This window comes from Pseudomonas sp. GCEP-101, from assembly GCF_025133575.1.
GTDB lineage: Bacteria > Pseudomonadota > Gammaproteobacteria > Pseudomonadales > Pseudomonadaceae > Pseudomonas > Pseudomonas nitroreducens_B.
In genome coordinates this window covers 5,704,559-5,720,070 of sequence record NZ_CP104011.1, presented here as the reverse complement: position 1 = coordinate 5,720,070, position 15,512 = coordinate 5,704,559, and the positions used below count along the sequence as shown (strand labels likewise).

At 69.5% G+C, this 15,512-nt stretch carries 12 protein-coding genes; 10 read left to right on the top strand and 2 right to left on the bottom strand.

Translation table 11 applies throughout. The annotated features are described in order from the left end of the window. Positions 1-95: 95 nt before the first annotated feature. Entirely contained in the window at positions 96-476 is a 381-nt protein-coding gene (locus N0B71_RS25750) for a nuclear transport factor 2 family protein (protein ID WP_259755797.1), read from the top strand. An 823-nt stretch (positions 477-1,299) separates the two neighbouring features. Here the strand turns inward: N0B71_RS25750 and N0B71_RS25745 are convergent. Then, entirely contained in the window at positions 1,300-2,457 is a 1,158-nt protein-coding gene (locus N0B71_RS25745; protein ID WP_259755796.1) for an alpha/beta hydrolase family protein, read from the bottom strand. Positions 2,458-2,637: 180 nt separating this feature from the next. After that, entirely contained in the window at positions 2,638-3,576 is a 939-nt protein-coding gene (locus tag N0B71_RS25740) for a LysR family transcriptional regulator (protein WP_259755794.1), read from the bottom strand. Positions 3,577-3,858: 282 nt separating this feature from the next. Here N0B71_RS25740 and N0B71_RS25735 point away from each other — a divergent pair, with 282 nt between their 5' ends. The 9 genes from N0B71_RS25735 to N0B71_RS25695 all read left to right on the top strand — a co-directional run bounded on the left by N0B71_RS25735 (position 3,859) and on the right by N0B71_RS25695 (position 15,511). Further along, a complete protein-coding gene (locus N0B71_RS25735) occupies positions 3,859-4,800 on the top strand; it encodes a VOC family protein (RefSeq protein WP_259755793.1) in 942 nt (313 codons plus the stop codon). Between the two features lie 3 nt (positions 4,801-4,803). Then, entirely contained in the window at positions 4,804-5,151 is a 348-nt protein-coding gene (locus N0B71_RS25730; protein ID WP_259755791.1) for a Rieske (2Fe-2S) protein, read from the top strand. Positions 5,152-5,291: 140 nt separating this feature from the next. Further along, entirely contained in the window at positions 5,292-6,416 is a 1,125-nt protein-coding gene (locus N0B71_RS25725; RefSeq protein ID WP_259755790.1) for an FAD-dependent oxidoreductase, read from the top strand. A gap of 89 nt (positions 6,417-6,505) precedes the next feature. Beyond that, positions 6,506-8,176, top strand: coding sequence for a DUF1302 domain-containing protein (locus tag N0B71_RS25720; RefSeq protein ID WP_259755789.1), 1,671 nt, complete (start codon positions 6,506-6,508; stop codon positions 8,174-8,176). A gap of 14 nt (positions 8,177-8,190) precedes the next feature. Further along, the gene (locus N0B71_RS25715; protein WP_259755788.1) at positions 8,191-9,558 is read left to right on the top strand and encodes a DUF1329 domain-containing protein; all 1,368 of its coding nucleotides are present in this window, start codon (positions 8,191-8,193) and stop codon (positions 9,556-9,558) included. A 321-nt stretch (positions 9,559-9,879) separates the two neighbouring features. Then, entirely contained in the window at positions 9,880-10,941 is a 1,062-nt protein-coding gene (locus N0B71_RS25710) for a WD40/YVTN/BNR-like repeat-containing protein (RefSeq protein ID WP_259755787.1), read from the top strand. Between the two features lie 3 nt (positions 10,942-10,944). After that, on the top strand, positions 10,945-13,431 hold the full coding sequence (locus tag N0B71_RS25705; RefSeq protein WP_259755785.1) for an efflux RND transporter permease subunit: 2,487 nt from the start codon (positions 10,945-10,947) through the stop codon (positions 13,429-13,431). Positions 13,432-13,550: 119 nt separating this feature from the next. After that, positions 13,551-14,741, top strand: a complete 1,191-nt coding sequence (locus N0B71_RS25700; RefSeq protein WP_259755784.1) for an MFS transporter — start codon at positions 13,551-13,553, stop codon at positions 14,739-14,741. Further along, positions 14,738-15,511 carry an SDR family NAD(P)-dependent oxidoreductase gene (locus N0B71_RS25695; protein ID WP_259755783.1) on the top strand — a complete coding sequence of 258 codons (774 nt, stop codon included), beginning with the start codon at positions 14,738-14,740 and terminating at the stop codon, positions 15,509-15,511. The genes N0B71_RS25700 and N0B71_RS25695 overlap by 4 nt, the downstream gene beginning before the upstream one ends. Position 15,512 lies beyond the last annotated feature (1 nt).

The window sequence follows — 15,512 nt, the reverse complement described above, 5'->3', positions numbered from 1 at the left end:
TTTCCCCGGCCGTGGGTGAGGCGAGGATGCGCCCGCTCAACAACCACCAAGGCCCAACAACCACTGAGGCCTCACAACCACCAAGGAAAGCCCCCATGAACGACATTCGTGATCTTTTGCTGAACCTGGAAGCCGAACGCCAGCGTGCGCTGGTCGAGGAGGATCATGCGCGGCTGGATGAGCTGTTCGCTGACGATCTGCTCTACGTGCACACCACCGGCCTTGTGCAGGACAAGGCGCAGTATCTCGATTATGCCCGTGCTGCCGTGCGCTACCTGGCGGTGGAGCGCGGCGAACTGAGGGTGCGCCTGTTCGGCGAAGGCCTGGCGCTGATGAGCGGGCCGCAATGCAACCTGCTGCAGAAGCGCGGCGGCGGCGAGCCGGTGCGTGCCGAGGGCTTTGCAACGCAGCTGTGGGTGAACGGCGAGAAGGGCTGGCGCATCGCGTCGTTCCACGGCACCCGCGCACCTGCCTGACCCGACCTGAATCTGCAGGAGCGGGCCATGCCCGCGATCCGCGGACATCGTCCGCGCCCGGAAGCGCTCGAATGCCTTGCCTGGCGCTGCTTCTGCCGGTCAGCCATCGCGGACGGAGTCCGCTCCTACGCCTATGGCCTGGGTGGCGTGGGGCGAAGGCGGGCTGCGTCTGCGATGGTTCGGTTCCAGGGCCGTCGCAGGCGTGGCCAGCTCCTACAGGGCAGCGTCGGCGCCAACTGCAGGAGCGGGCCATGCCCGCGATCCGCGGACATCCTCCGCGCCCGGAAGCGCTCGAATGCCTTGCCTGGCGCCGCTTCTGCCGGTCAGCCATCGCGGACGGAGTCCGCTCCTAAGCCTATGGCCTGGGTGGCGTGGGGCGAAGGCGGGCTGCGTCTGCGATGGTTCGGTGCCAGGGCCGTCGCAGGCGTGGCCAGCTCCTACAGGGCAGCGTCGGCGCCAATTGTAGGAGCGGGCCATGCCCGCGATCCGCGGACAGGGTCCGCGCGCTCGAATGCCTCGCCTGGCGCCGCTTCTGCCGGTCAGCCATCGCGGACGGAGTCCGCTCCTACGCCCATGGCCTGGGTGGCGTGGGGCGAAGGCGGGCTGCGTCCGTGATGGTTCGGTGCCAGGGCCGTCGCAGGCGTGGCCAGCTCCTACAGGGCAGCGTCGGCGCCAACTGTAGGAGCGGGCCATGCCCGCGATCGCGCCCATGGGGCGCTCCTGCAGGGGAGCGAGCAGCAAGAAAACGGCGCCGGTGGGCGCCGTGGGAGGGCGGGGCCGACACCCCGCGGGAGCAGCGCCGCTGGCAGCGGCGCAAGGGATGTCAGGCGGTACGGCCGCCCAGGGTTTCGGCGACCCAGTCGGCGATGTAGTGGCCGGCGTTGATGCTGTTGTCGAAGCTCGAATGCTGCACGCCGCCCTCGCGTTCGGTGAAGATCTTCAGCTCGCGCCTGGGGCTGTTCACCAGCTGTTCGTAGGTGCGGTGCGCCCATTTGAGCGGGATCTGCGAGTCCTTCTCGCCGTGGGTGACCAGGAAGGGCACGCGGATGCGGTCCAGCACGCCATCCAGGTGCACGTTCTCGGCGATCGCCATGAACTCGTCCATGTCCTTCGCCCCCCAGACCCACTGCACGTGCGCCCAGTAGTGCGGCACCGGGAAGTTGCCTTCCTTCTCCAGGCGGCGCTTCTGCACGTCGCGCCAGTCGTGGTTGGCGCCCCATACCACACCGCAGGCGAAGCGTGGCTCGAAGGCCACCGCGCGCGGGCAGTAGTAGCCGCCGAGGGACACGCCTTCCAGGCCGATGCGCTTGGGGTCGACGTCCACGCGGGTCTCCAGCCAGTCCACCACGCGGCTGGCCCAGTGCTCGCTGTCGTAGCGCGCGGTCAGGCCGTGCAGGCGCAGCGCCTCGCCGGTGCCGGGCTGGTCGATGATCAGCGAGGACACGCCGCGCCTGGCCAGCCAGGCCGGCAGGCCGACGCGGTATTTCATCTCCTTGGTCGAGTCCAGGCCGTTGACCTGCACCAGCAGCGGCGCCGGGCCGTCGACGCACTCGGCGCGCACCAGCAGGCCGGAGAGGTGCTTGCCCTCGTAGGGGATTTCCACCCGCTCGCAGTTTTCCTTCGCCAGGTCGATGCCACGGGCGAAGGTCTCGAGGAAGCGCCGGTACAGCGCCTCGCGGCCCGGCGCGCCGTGGGCCTGCAGGCGTTCGCAGGTGAGGTAGTAGGTGGCGGCGCGGTTGTACTTCTCGCCAGCGGAAAGGCGGCGGCCGGCGGCTTCGTCTTCCTCGGCGAGGCCGCAGAGCTTGTCGGCCATTGTCGCCCAGGTCTCGCGGAAGGCCCGGGTGCCGGCGGCATCGGGCTGCTGGGCGGCCTCCTGCAGCGGGGCGCACATTTCCTCGATCTCGCCCAGGCGGGCGCCCATCTCGATGGCTAGGTCCACCGAGAGATTCCAGACGTAATTGGTGGGGAAGTAACGGAACATTCTTCTTGTCCTTCTGCGGTCGTTGAGGCCGGCGCCCGGAAACAGCGGCAGGCACGCAGGGCGCGGTTCGCAGGGAAGGTACGCAGGCCGGGCGGGGCGCGGCCAATCGCGAGTGGGGATGCGAGGTATCGTGAAACGCGATGCCCCGGCGCCGTTGCGGCGGCCGGGGCGATGGCCGGCTCAGGCGGAGGCGCGCAGGGTGTCCGGCTGCTGGTCGACGCTCTGGATGAAGGCGCGGATGCGCTCGCGCAGCCAGCGGTGCATCGGGTCGCCCTCCATGCTGCGGTGCCAGAGCATGAACTCGCGCATCACCGGGATCTTCACCGGCGGCGGCAGGATGCGCAGCGGCAGGTAGTGGGCGTACAGCTCGGCGAGGCGGCGGTGCATGGTGGCCACGCGCTGGGTGCCCACCAGCAGTTGCGGCAGGGTGTTGAAGTCGTTGGTGATCACTTCCAGGCGGCGGTTGAAGCCGTACTGGCTCATGAACCAGTCCTCGATGCTCAGGTGCCGGTTGCGCCCGAAGCCCACCGAGATGTGGCCCATCTGCATGTACTGCTCCAGGGTCAGGGCGTCGCCCACCGCCGGGTTGTCGCGCCAGACCACGCAGACGTGGTCCTCCTCGAACAGCAGCTGCGCCGGATGGCCGTCGATGATGTAGCGCTCGGGCACGATCATCATGTCCACCTCGCCGCGCATCAGCAGCTCGGCGCTGTTGTCGCCGGGGCTGACCATCTCGAAGGTGATGTGGGGCGCCTCCTGGTGGATCTTCTGGATGACCTGGGCGAACAGCACGCTGATCAGGTAGTCCGAGGTCACCAGGCGGAAGTGGCGCTTGCTGGTGGATGGGTCGAACACCGGCTTGGCGGTGATCGAGGAGCGGATCGTCAGCAGCACTTCGCGCACCGGGGTGGCCAGTTCCAGGGCGTAGGGCGTGGGCTGCATCTTGCGCCCGACCTGCACCAGCAGTTCGTCCTCGAAGAAGGTGCGCAGGCGCCCCAGCACGCCGCTGGTGGCCGACTGGGTCATGTGCAGGCGTTCGGCGGCACGGGTGATGTTCTGCTCTTCGAGCAGCACATCCAGCGCCACCAGCAGGTTCAGGTCCAGGTGGTGAAAACGCATGGCGATGGCTCACGGTTCTTGTAGTTATTTTCGCGATACCTTCCCGCTGCATTCCCGCTACGTCAATACCACTTCGCCGCCGCTGTGCGGCTAACGCCCCGCGTCATGGGCCGCCGGGCAGGTATCGCGATTGCCGATGCCTCGCATCCCCACATGCGATTGGTCAGCGCGCCGGGCGTGCCCTCAACCTGCGCTCCAGTCGAGCGGCCGACGAGCCGCGGCGACCCACCACCGGCGACCCCCTGCCTGGCGCCGAATCATAATTTCAATGGAGTGGTAGCCATGAACATTCTTGGACTCGACGCGCTGGTGTTCGGCGTCGACGATATCCAGGCCTGTGCCGATTGCCTGCGTGACTACGGCCTCACGGCCGCCCAACTGGACGCCGACGGCGGCCGCTTCGAGGCCCTGGACGGCACCGCCATCGTCATCCGCCGTGGCGACGACCCGAGCCTGCCGCCGCCGCTCGGGCCGACCCCGTCGCTGCGCGAGACCGTCTACGGCGTGGCCTCGACCGCGGACCTGGAAGCCATCGCCGACGAACTGGGACGCGACCGCGCGGTGCATCGCGACGACAACGGCACGCTGCACACTGTCGATGACCTGGGCTTCGCCATTGCCTTCCAGGTCTCCTGGCGCCGCGCCTTCGAGGCCCCGGCCGACCTCACCAACGCCCCCGGCAGCGCGCCGCAGCGCCCGCTCAACCAGCTGGGCATCACACCGGACATGCCGGCGCTGCCGCGCACCCTGTCCCACGTCGTGTACTTCGTGCCCGACGCCGCCAAGGGCGAGGCCTTCTACCGCGACCGCCTGGGCTTCGTCACCACCGACCGCTTCGTCGGCGTCGGGCCCTTCATGCGCAGCGCCGGCATGGACGACCACCACTGCCTGTTCATGATCCAGACCCCGCCGCACATGCAGGGCTGCGAGCACTTCACCTTCCACCTGGGCAGCGGCACCGAGGTACTGCTGGCCGGCACGCGCTTCCAGCACAAGGGCTGGACCAGCTTCTGGGGCCCCGGCCGCCACCTGCTGGGTTCCAACTGGTTCTGGTACTTCAACAGCCCGCTGGGCTGCCACATCGAGTACGACGCCGACATGGACAAGCACGACGACGCCTGGGCCGAGCGCCAGGCGCCGATGTCGGCGGACAACTCGCAGCTGTTCCTCTTCACCTCGCGGGAGAAGTGGGCGCCGAGCGGCCCGCCGCCCAAGCAGGGCTGAGCCGTGGAGTGCGTGGCGCTGTGCCGGCTCGACGAGCTGGGCGAGGGGCAGTCGCGCGGCTTCGACCCGCAGGGCAGGGGCGCGGACAGCCTGTTCGCCCTCCGCCACCAGGGGCGGGTGCGCGTGTACCGCAACCGCTGCCCGCACCTGTCGGTGCCGCTGGAGTACCGCAAGGACCGCTTCCTCAGCGCCGACGGCCAGTGGGTCATCTGCTACGCCCACGGCGCGCGCTTCCGGCCGGAGGACGGCGCCTGCGTGCACGGCCCCTGCCGCGGCGAGGTGCTGCCGGCGCTGCAACACCGCGAAGCGGACGGCTGGCTGCTATTGCCGCTGGCGCAACTGCACGCCTGAGGTATCGCGCCGCGCGATAGGTCGCATCCGCGGACTCGATTAGTCAAAGCCCGGCACCGCCGGGAAGCTGTGCCACGGGCACACACAACGGCCGCCGCGCAGCGCGGGGCGGACAACAAGAACAAGACGTGAGAGATGCCATGAATACTGTGAGCAACGTGCTGATCGTCGGCGGCGGGATTGGTGGGCTGTGCGCCGCCATCGCCCTGCGCCGCAAGGGAATCGCGGTCGACCTGGTCGAGCTGAAGACGCAGTGGACGGTCTACGGCGTCGGCATCATCCAGCAGAGCAACGTGGTGCGCGAGATGCACCGCCTCGGCCTGCTCGACGCCTACCTGGACGCCGCCTACGCCTTCGAGGACGTCGCCATCTACACCACCCACGGTGAACAGCTGGCGCGCATTCCCGGCCAGCGCCTGGCCGGCCCGCAGTATCCGGCCAACGTCGGCATCTCCCGCCGCGCCCTGCACAAGGTGCTGAGCGAAACCGCCATCGAGCTGGGCACCCAGGTACGCCTGGGCACCTCGGTGGAAAGCCTGGAGCAGGACGCCAGCGGCGTCGACGTGCTCTTCAGCGATGGCAGCCAGGGCCGCTACGCGCTGGTGGCCGGCGCCGACGGCCTGTTCTCGCGGGTCCGTGGCCTGCTCTTCGGCGATAAATACCAGCCGCGTTTCACCGGCCAGTCGGTGTGGCGCCACAACTTCCCGCGCGCCGCCGGCATCGACCACCTGGCCAACTACCAGGGGCCGGCCGGCAACGCCGGGCTGGTGCCGCTGGCCGATGACCTGATGTACCTCTTCACCACCTCCCACGAACCGGGCAACCCCTGGATGGACCCGGCCAGCCTGGCTGACGGCCTGCGCGAGCGCCTGGCCGGTTTCGGCGGGCTGATCGGCGAGCTGCGCGGGCAGATCGGCGACAGCGCCGAGGTCGTCTACAAGCCGCTGGAAGCCGTGTTCGTCGATGAACCCTGGTACCGCGGCCGCGTGCTGCTGATCGGCGATGCCGCCCACGCCACCACGCCGCACCTGGGGCAGGGCGCCGGCATGGCCATCGAGGATGCCGTGGTGCTGGCCGAGGAACTGACCGCCGGCGGCGATCTCGACGACCAGCTGCGGCGCTTCATGGGCCGCCGCTTCGAACGCTGCAGATACATCAGCGAGATGTCCCTGCTGGCCGGCGAGAAGGAGATCCAGCGCGACCCGACCTTCGACCGCATCGGCCTGGTCAAGCAGATGCTGGAGGTCACCGCGCGCCCCATCTGATCCCGTGCCCGGCGCGCCCTGCCTTGACGGCGCGCCACGGCTCACCACCGCCAACACCGACGCACAAGAACAAGAAAGAGGAAACCCCGATGTTGACTCGCACGCGTGCAACCGCGCGGCCGCTGCCGCCGCTCAAGCCCCTCACCCTGGCGCTGTTCGCCCTGGCCGCCAGCCACGCCCAGGCCTTCGAATTCGACACCGGCAACCCCGACCTGCGGGCGCGCTGGGACAACACCCTGAAGTACAGCGCCGCCTGGCGCACCCAGGACCCCAGCAGCAAGCTCACCGAAGGCTCGACCGCGCTGAACCTGGACGATGGCGACCGCAACTTCGACAAGGGCCTGATCTCCAACCGCCTGGACCTGCTCTCCGAGCTGGACATCACCTACGGCAACGTCGGTGCGCGGGTCAGCGGCGCGGCCTGGTACGACGACGTCTACAACCGTGGCACCGACAACAACGACCCCAGCCGCGCCAACAGCTACTCGGTGGACTACGACGAGTTCACCGACGACACCCGCACCCTGCACGGGCGCAAGGGCGAGTTGCTGGATGCCTTCGTCTTCGGCAAGACCGAGATCGGCGAGATGCCGGTGTCCGGGCGCCTGGGCCGCTACGCCATGCAGTGGGGCGAGAGCCTGTTCTACGGCATGAACGGCATCGCCGGCGGCATGGCGCCGGTCGACGTGGTCAAGGGCCTGTCGGTGCCCAACACCCAGTTCAAGGAACTGATCCGCCCGGTGCAGCAGGTCTCCAGCCAGCTGCAGCTGACCCCGGACGTCTCCCTGGGCGCCTACTACCAGTTCGAGTGGGAAGCCAACCGCCTGCCGGCTGCCGGCAGCTACTTCTCCAATGACGACTTCTTCGGCGACGGCGGCGAGCGCATGTTCGTCGGCGCGCCGGTGATGCCTGGTGGCCAGCCGCTGGCCTTCTACCGCGGCAACGACAAGGAGGCCAAGGACTCGGGGCAGGGCGGCGTGCAACTGCGCTGGCGCACCGAGACGGTGGACTGGGGCGTCTACGCCATCCGCTTCCACGACAAGAGCCCGCAACTCAACGTGCGCCCGGACTTCGCCAACCTCAACCCGGTCACCGGCAAGGCCGGCGAGTACTACTGGGTCTATCCCGAGGGCATCGAGGCGCTGGGGGCGAGCTTCTCCACCACGCTGGGCAACTTCAACGTGGCGGGCGAGCTGTCCACCCGCTGGAACCAGCCGCTGGCCTCCACCAGCCAGCACGCGCTGGCGCCGGGCGAGGCGATCGACAACGACGATGACCCGGTCTACGCCACCGGCCGCACGCTGCACGCCAACTTCTCCTGGCTGGCGAGCCTGGAGCCGAACCTCGTCGCCGCCGAATCCAGCTTCCTCGGCGAGATCGCCTGGAACCGCGTGATGAGCGTGAGCCAGAACGCCGATGCCGTGGACCCCAACGCCGACCGCGACGCCACCAGCCTGCGCCTGGTGTTCGAACCGATGTACCGGCAGATCTACCCCGGCCTCGACCTCTCGGTGCCCATCGGCGCGAGCTACACCAACGGCGCGTCGGAAGCGCTGGGCACCGGCTTTGGCACCGACCACGGCGGCGACCTGAACATCGGCCTGAAGGGCAACTACCTCAACACCTGGAACCTGGGCCTGACCTACACGCATTACTACGGCCCGGAGAACACCTTCCTCGACGCCGACAACCACTACACCTACGAACAGTCGCTGAAAGACCGCGACTTCATCGCCTTCACCGTCAGCCGCACCTTCTGACCGAGGACTGCCCGATGAAACACAACAAGAAAGTCGTTTCCCTGCTCACCGCCCTGAGTGCCTCCCTGCTGTTTGCCCATGGCGCCTTCGGCGCGGTGTCCGCGGAGGAGGCGGGCAAGCTCAAGACCACGCTGACCCCGCTGGGCGGCGAGCGCGCCGGCAACGCCGACGGCAGCATCCCGGCCTGGACCGGCGGCTACACCCAGGTCGACCCGGCCTACCAGGACGGCGGCAAGCGCGGCGACCCCTTCGCCAGCGAGAAGCCGCAGTTGACCATCACCGCGCAGAACATGGCGCAGTACGCCGACAAGCTGGCACCCGGCATCCAGGCGATGCTGAAGAAGTACCCCGACAGCTACCGCCTGCAGGTCTACCCGACCCACCGCAGCGCCGCCGCGCCGCAGTCGGTGTACGACGCCACCTTCGCCAACGCCACCAGCGGCAAGCTGGTGGACGGCCCCGCCGGGCCGATGCCCGAGGGCGCCGCCGGGGGCATTCCGTTCCCGATTCCGGCCAATGGCGTGGAAGCCATGTGGAACCACCTGCTGCGCTGGCGCGGCGCTTCCTGGCACGCCAGCTTCAACCAGTACCTGACCACCGCGGACGGCAAGCACGTGCTGACCAACGACTCCCGCGCCGACCTGCAGATGCCCTGGTACCTGCCGGGCGGCACCGGCGACAAGGGCGTGTTCTGGTCGATCCGCATGACCAACGACGGCCCGCCGCTGCGCGCCGGCGAAGCCATCACCGGCCTGGAAAACCTCAACGCCGAGAAGGCCGCGGTGTGGACCTACCTGCCCGGTCAGCGCCGCGTGCGTCGCCTGCCCAATGCCTGCTGCGACACCCCGACGCCGGCCACCGCCGGAGTCATGAGCTTCGACGAGCTGTACGTGTTCAACGGCCGCGTCGACCGCTTCGACTGGAAGCTGGTGGGCAAGAAGGAGATGTACATCCCCTACAACGTCAACAAGGTCTTCACCGCCGAAAACGGCGAGGCGCTGCTCGATGCGCACCACCTGAAGTCCGACGCCATCCGCTGGGAGCTGCACCGCGTCTGGGTGGTGGAAGCGACCCTGAAGAACGGCCAGCGCCATGTCATGCCCAGGAGCACCTACTACCTCGACGAGGACACCTGGGCCGCCGTGCTCGGCGAGCGCTACGACGCCCGCAACCAGCTGGCCAAGGTGGTCTGGACGTCGCCGGTGGTACTGCCCGACCTGCCCGGCGTGGTGACCCTCACCAACGGCTTCTACGACCTGCTCTCCGGGGCCTGGTTCGCCGGCGACCTGTTCGCCGGCAAGAGCGAGCAGTACCGCATCGTGCCGCCCTACAAGGACTCGGTGTTCACCGCCGACGCCATGGCGGGCGAGGGCGTGCGCTGAGGGGCACCTGTAGGAGCGAGCCATGCTCGCGAACCCGCCGCGGCGCCACGGTCCCCGGCCCGCTCCGGCGCATGGCTGTTGTAGGAGCGAGCCATGCTCGCGATTCGCGGGCGTGGCCCGCTCCTACAGGACGAAACGCAGGCTGTAGGAGCGAGCTTGCTCGCGAACCCGCCGCGGCGCCATGGCCCCCCGGCCCGGCTCAGGCGCATGGCTGTTGTAGGAGCGAGCCATGCTCGCGATTCGCGGGCACGGCCCGCTCCTACAGGGAAGCTCCGTAGCGAAACCGTTGTAGCGATGACAAGAAAAAGAAGGTTGCGTGCGATGAAGAAGACTCTCTCCGCCTGCCTGTTGGCAGCCTGCTGCGCCGTGCCGGCGGCCCTTGCCGGTAACGGCCCGGATACCCTGGCGCAGCCCGCCGTGCACGGCCCGCAGGCCCTGCGCGCGGTGTTGCAGGATGTGGCCCGCGCCGGCGAGCGCCTGGTGGCGGTGGGCGAGCGTGGCGTGGTGCTGCTCTCCGACGACAACGGCGCCACCTGGCGACAGGCCACGGCGGTGCCGGTGAGTGTCGGCCTGACCGCCGTGCAGTTCATCGATGCGCAACAGGGCTGGGCCATCGGCCACGCCGGCGTGGTGCTGCACAGCGAGGACGGCGGCGAGCATTGGGCCTTGCAACTCGACGGCCGGCGCGCCGCGGACCTGGAACAGCAGGCCGCCGGGGCCTCCGGCGACACCGCGCGTATCGCCGCTGCACAGCGCCTGGTCGCTGATGGCGCCGACAAGCCGCTGCTGGCCCTGAGCTTCGCCGATGCTCGCCACGGCCTGGTGGTCGGCGCCTACGGCCTGGCGCTGAGCACGGCAGACGGCGGGCGCAGCTGGCAATCCGCGATGGAGCGCCTGCCGAATCGGCGCGGCCTGCACCTGTATGCCCTGGCCCGTCACGGCAGCGACCTGTATGTCGCCGGCGAGCAGGGCCTGCTGCTGCGCTCCCGCGATGACGGCGCCCACTTCGATGCCCTGCAGAGTCCCTACGACGGCAGCTACTTCGCCGCCGCCGTGCTGCCCGGCGGGCGCCTGCTGCTGGGCGGCCTGCGCGGCACCCTGTACGCCTCCGACGATGCCGGCGAAAGCTTCCAGCCGCTGGTCAACCCGATTCCCGCTTCGGTCAACGGCATCCGCGTGGCCGGCGACCACCTGCTGCTCGCCAACCAGGCCGGGATGCTGCTGCGCAGCGACCTGTCGCACTTCGCCGCGCAGCCGCTGCCGGTCTCCGACGGCCTGCCGCTGACCGCCGCCACCGTTACCGCCGATGGCGCCCTGGTCGCCGTCGGCATGGCCGGTGCGCGCCGCCTGGCGCCTTCCTCCCAACCTTCTCGCGCGGACTGAGCCATGCACGCCACCACTTCCCCTGCGCCGTCCAGCGGCCGCCTCGACGACTTCGACAGCACCTCCGGCTCGCTGCTGGAACGCGCGCTGTTCAACCACCGTGCGCTGGTCCTGCTGCTGTGCCTGGCGGCGACCTTGCTGCTGGGCTGGCAGGCCACCCGCCTGACGCTCAACGCCAGCTTCGAGAAGACGATCCCGCGCGAGCACCCCTTCATCCACCATTATCTGGAGCACCGCCAGGAGCTGGCCGGGCTGGGCAACGCCGTGCGCATCGCGGTGGCCAACCCGCGCGGCAGCCTTTACGACAAGGACTACCTGCACAGCCTGCAGCAGCTCAACGACGCGGTGTACCTGCTGCCCGGCGTCGACCGTGCGGCGATGAAGTCGCTGTGGACGCCCTCGACCCGCTGGACCGGCGTGACCGAGGACGGCCTGGAAGGCGGCCCGGTGATCCCCGACGGCTACGATGGCAGCGCCGCGAAACTTGAAGAACTCAAGCGCAACGTCGAGCGCTCCAACGAGATTGGCCAGTTGGTGGCTTTCGACCAGCGCTCGAGCATCGTCTACGTGCCGCTGCTGGAGAAGACCCCGGATGGCCAGGCGCTGGACTACAGCGCCTTCGCCCGGGAGCTGGAAAACCTGCGCGCGCGCTTCCAGGGGCAGGGCGTGGAGATCCACATCACCGGCTTCGCCAAGGTGGTGGGCGACCTGATCGACGGGCTGAAGCAGATCCTGCTGTTCTTCGCCGCCGCCATCGCCATCACAGCCGTGGTGCTCTACTGGTACACCCGCTGCGTGCGCAGCACCGCGCTGGTGGTGATCTGCTCGCTGGTGGCGGTGATCTGGCAGCTCGGCCTGCTGCCGCTGCTGGGCTACGAGCTGGACCCGTACTCGGTGCTGGTGCCGTTCCTGGTGTTCGCCATCGGCATGAGCCACGGCGCGCAGAAGATGAACGGTATCATGCAGGACATCGGCCGCGGCATGCATCGCCTGGTGGCGGCGCGCTTCACCTTCCGCCGGCTGTTCCTCGCCGGGCTCACCGCGCTGCTGTGCGACGCCGTGGGTTTCGCCGTGCTGATGATCATCCGTATCCAGGTGATCCAGGACCTGGCGGTGATTGCCAGCCTGGGCGTCGCGGTACTGATTTTCACCAACCTGATCCTGCTGCCGGTGCTGCTCTCCTACCTGGGCGTCAGCGCCCGCGCGGCGCGCCGCAGCCTGCGCGCCGAAGAGGCCGAGGCGAGCGGGGCGGACAAGCATGCGCTGTGGCGCTTCCTCGACCTGTTCACCCGGCGCCGCTGGGCCGCCGCCTGCATTGCCGTGGCCGCGCTGATGGCCGCTGGCGGCTACGCGGTGAGCCTGCACCTGAAGGTCGGCGACCTCGATGCCGGCGCTCCCGAGCTGCGCTCGGATTCGCGCTACAACCGCGACAACGCCTTCGTCACCGCCCACTACGGCGCCAGCAGCGACGTCTTCGCGGTGATGGTGCAGACCCCGCCCGGCGCCTGCTCGGCCTACGACACCCTCAAGCGCGTGGATGACCTGGACTGGCAACTGCGCGGCCTGCCGGGCGTGGACTCGACTAACTCGCTGGCGCTGCTCAACCGCCGCGTGCTGGTGGGCCTCTCCGAAGGCGGCCCGAAGTGGTACGAGCTGGTGAACAACCAGGCGACCCTGAACATGGTCACCGCCAACGCGCCCCGTGGCCTGTACAACGACGATTGCAGCCTGCTGACGCTCTACGCCTATCTCACCGACCACAAGGCCGACACCCTCGCGCAGGTCGTGGACAGCGTGCAGGCCTTCGCCCGCGACAACGACAGCGAACAGGCGACCTTCCTCCTCGCCGCCGGCAGCGCGGGCATCGAGGCGGCCACCAACCAGGTGGTCAAGCAGGCCAACCGCGACATGCTCTGGTGGGTCTACGGCGCGGTGATCCTGCTCTGCCTGGTGACCTTCCGCTCCTGGCGCGCGGTGCTCTGCGCGGTGCTGCCGCTGGTGCTGACCTCGATCCTCTGCGAGGCGCTGATGGTGGCGCTGGGCATCGGCGTGAAGGTCGCGACCCTGCCGGTGATCGCCCTGGGCGTGGGCATCGGCGTGGACTACGCGCTGTACGTCATGAGCATCGTGCTGGCGCAGCTGCGCCAGGGCGCCAGCCTGTCCGACGCGTATTACCGCGCGCTGCTGTTCACCGGCAAGGTGGTGATGCTTACCGGCGTGACCCTCGCCATCGGCGTCGGCACCTGGATCTTCTCGCCCATCAAGTTCCAGGCCGACATGGGCGTGCTGCTGGCCTTCATGTTCGTCTGGAACATGGTCGGCGCGCTGATCCTGCTGCCGGCTCTGGCGTATTTCCTATTGCCACAGCGCCAGGCCCGCGTGGAGGCGCAACCGACGGTGGCGGCGCACCACCTGCAGGAAGTCCACCACGACCGCGACTGCTGCCAGCAGCACGCCGCCACGCCCCTGGCCTGCGGCCAGGCTCGCTGAGTCCGCACAACGACAACAAGAGGACGACTCCATGCCCTGCCTGAAGACCCTGTGGCGCGAACTGCGCGCCGGCCTGATCCAGTACGGCGCCACCCATTGCCTGCTGGTGGAGGTGCGCAATGACCACTGAACGCCAAGCCTCCAGCGCACAAGCCCTGTTGCTGCTGTTCGGCAGCTGCCTGCCGGTGCTCGGCGCGGTGCTCATCGCGCCGGTGTTGCCGCGCATGCAGGCACATTTTGCCGACACCCCCGGCGCCGCCGTGCTGGTGCCGGTGGCGCTGACCCTGCCGGCGCTGGTGATCGCCTTCCTCGCGCCGCTGGCCGGCGTGCTGGCGGACCGAGTCGGCCGGCGCTCCCTGCTGCTGGCCAGCATGCTGCTCTACAGCCTGTGCGGGGTGCTGCCGCTGTGGCTGGACTCCCTCGGGCTGATCGTCGCCAGCCGCGCCGGCATCGGGCTGGCCGAGGCGGGGATCATGACCTGCTGCACCACGCTGATGGGCGACTACTTCGACGGCCAGCGCCGCGAGCGCCTGTTCGCCCTGCAGATGGTCGCCACCTCCTTGTCCGCGGCCTTGTTCATGGGAGTGGGCGGCGCGCTGGGGGAGAGCGGCTGGCGCACGCCGTTCACGCTCTACGCCGTGGGCGTGCTGTGCCTGCCGCTGATGGCTGCGCTGCTGTGGGAGCCGCAGGTGCGCCGCGTCGAGCAGGCGGCGCCGGGCGCTGGGGCATTCCCGTGGGCCGCGCTGGCGCCGTTGTACCTGCTCACCGTGCTGGCCGGCGTCAGCCTGTTCATCGTGCCGGTGCAGGCGGGCTACCTGCTGCAATTGCTGCACGTCGATGGCCCGCAGCAGATCGGCCTGACCATGGGCGCCAACCAGTTGGGCGTGCTCGCCGGCGCGCTGACCTTCCGCCTGCTCGCCAGCCTGCCGGCGCGCCGCCTGCTGGCGCTGGGCTTTGCCACGGCGGGGCTGGGCGGCGCGCTGATGGCGCTCTCACTCAGCCATGCGCCGGTGGTCCTCGCCGTGCTGCTGAACGGGGTCGGCGTCGGCCTGCTGTTGCCGACGCTGATCACCCAGGTGATGCAGCAGGTCGGTTTCGAGCAGCGTGGGCGCGCCACCGGCGGCTTCACCGCGGTGATCTTCGCCGGCGAGTTCGTCAGCCCGTTGCTGGTGCTGGCGCTCACCGGCGGGGTCGCCGAGCAACTGCCCCATGCCCTGTTGCGGGTGGCGGTGGTCCAGCTGGTGCTGGCGCCGCTGTGCCTGGTGCTGCTGCGCGGTCGCCGCGCGGCATCGGTGGCGGGGGCGCTATGAACGAACTGTTTTCCCTGGCCGGCAAGACCGCGCTGATCACCGGCGCCACCCGCGGCATCGGCCTGGCCATCGCCCGCGCATACGGCCGCGCCGGCGCGCGCCTGGCGATCAGCAGCGAGAGCGCCGAGGACTGTGCGCGAACCGTGCAGGCGCTGGCGCAGGAGGGTATCGATGCCGTCGCCGTGCCTGCGGACCTGCGTGATGGCCAGGCGGTGCAGGCCATGGCTCGGCAAGCCCTGGCGCATCTGGGCCGCGTCGATGCGCTGGTCTGCAACGCCGGGGTGGCGCCGCACATGGGGCCCCTGGGCACGGCCAGCGAGGCCGACTGGGAGCTGACCTTCACCGTCAACCTGCGCAGTGCGCTGTGGCTGACCACGGCGCTGCTGCCGTCCATGGCCGAACACGGCGGCGGCAGCGTCGTGCTGATGGCCAGCATCGCCGGGGTGCGCGGCAACAAGGGCCTGGGCCTGTACGGGCTGTCCAAGGCGGGCCTGGCGCAACTGGCGCGCAACCTGGCGGTGGAGTGGGGGCCGGCGAACATCCGCGTCAACGCCATCAGCCCCGGCGTGATCCACACCGACTTCGCCCGCCCGCTGACCGACAACCCCGAGGTGATGCAGCGCCGCCTCGCCCTCACGCCGCTGCGCCGGGTCGGCCGACCCGAGGAAGTGGCAGCCCTGGCCCTGCTGCTGGCAGCCCCCGGCGGCGCGTTCATCAGCGGACAGAACCTCATCGTCGACGGTGGCACGACCATCGGCGACGGCAATTGAA

Coding starts and splice junctions, on each gene's coding strand:
- N0B71_RS25750 (WP_259755797.1), top strand. CDS start 96: ATGAACGACATTCGTGATCTTTTGCTGAACCTGGAAGCCGAACGCCAG.
- N0B71_RS25745 (WP_259755796.1), bottom strand. CDS start 2,457: ATGTTCCGTTACTTCCCCACCAATTACGTCTGGAATCTCTCGGTGGAC.
- N0B71_RS25740 (WP_259755794.1), bottom strand. CDS start 3,576: ATGCGTTTTCACCACCTGGACCTGAACCTGCTGGTGGCGCTGGATGTG.
- N0B71_RS25735 (WP_259755793.1), top strand. CDS start 3,859: ATGAACATTCTTGGACTCGACGCGCTGGTGTTCGGCGTCGACGATATC.
- N0B71_RS25725 (WP_259755790.1), top strand. CDS start 5,292: ATGAATACTGTGAGCAACGTGCTGATCGTCGGCGGCGGGATTGGTGGG.
- N0B71_RS25720 (WP_259755789.1), top strand. CDS start 6,506: ATGTTGACTCGCACGCGTGCAACCGCGCGGCCGCTGCCGCCGCTCAAG.
- N0B71_RS25715 (WP_259755788.1), top strand. CDS start 8,191: ATGAAACACAACAAGAAAGTCGTTTCCCTGCTCACCGCCCTGAGTGCC.
- N0B71_RS25710 (WP_259755787.1), top strand. CDS start 9,880: ATGAAGAAGACTCTCTCCGCCTGCCTGTTGGCAGCCTGCTGCGCCGTG.
- N0B71_RS25705 (WP_259755785.1), top strand. CDS start 10,945: ATGCACGCCACCACTTCCCCTGCGCCGTCCAGCGGCCGCCTCGACGAC.
- N0B71_RS25700 (WP_259755784.1), top strand. CDS start 13,551: ATGACCACTGAACGCCAAGCCTCCAGCGCACAAGCCCTGTTGCTGCTG.
- N0B71_RS25695 (WP_259755783.1), top strand. CDS start 14,738: ATGAACGAACTGTTTTCCCTGGCCGGCAAGACCGCGCTGATCACCGGC.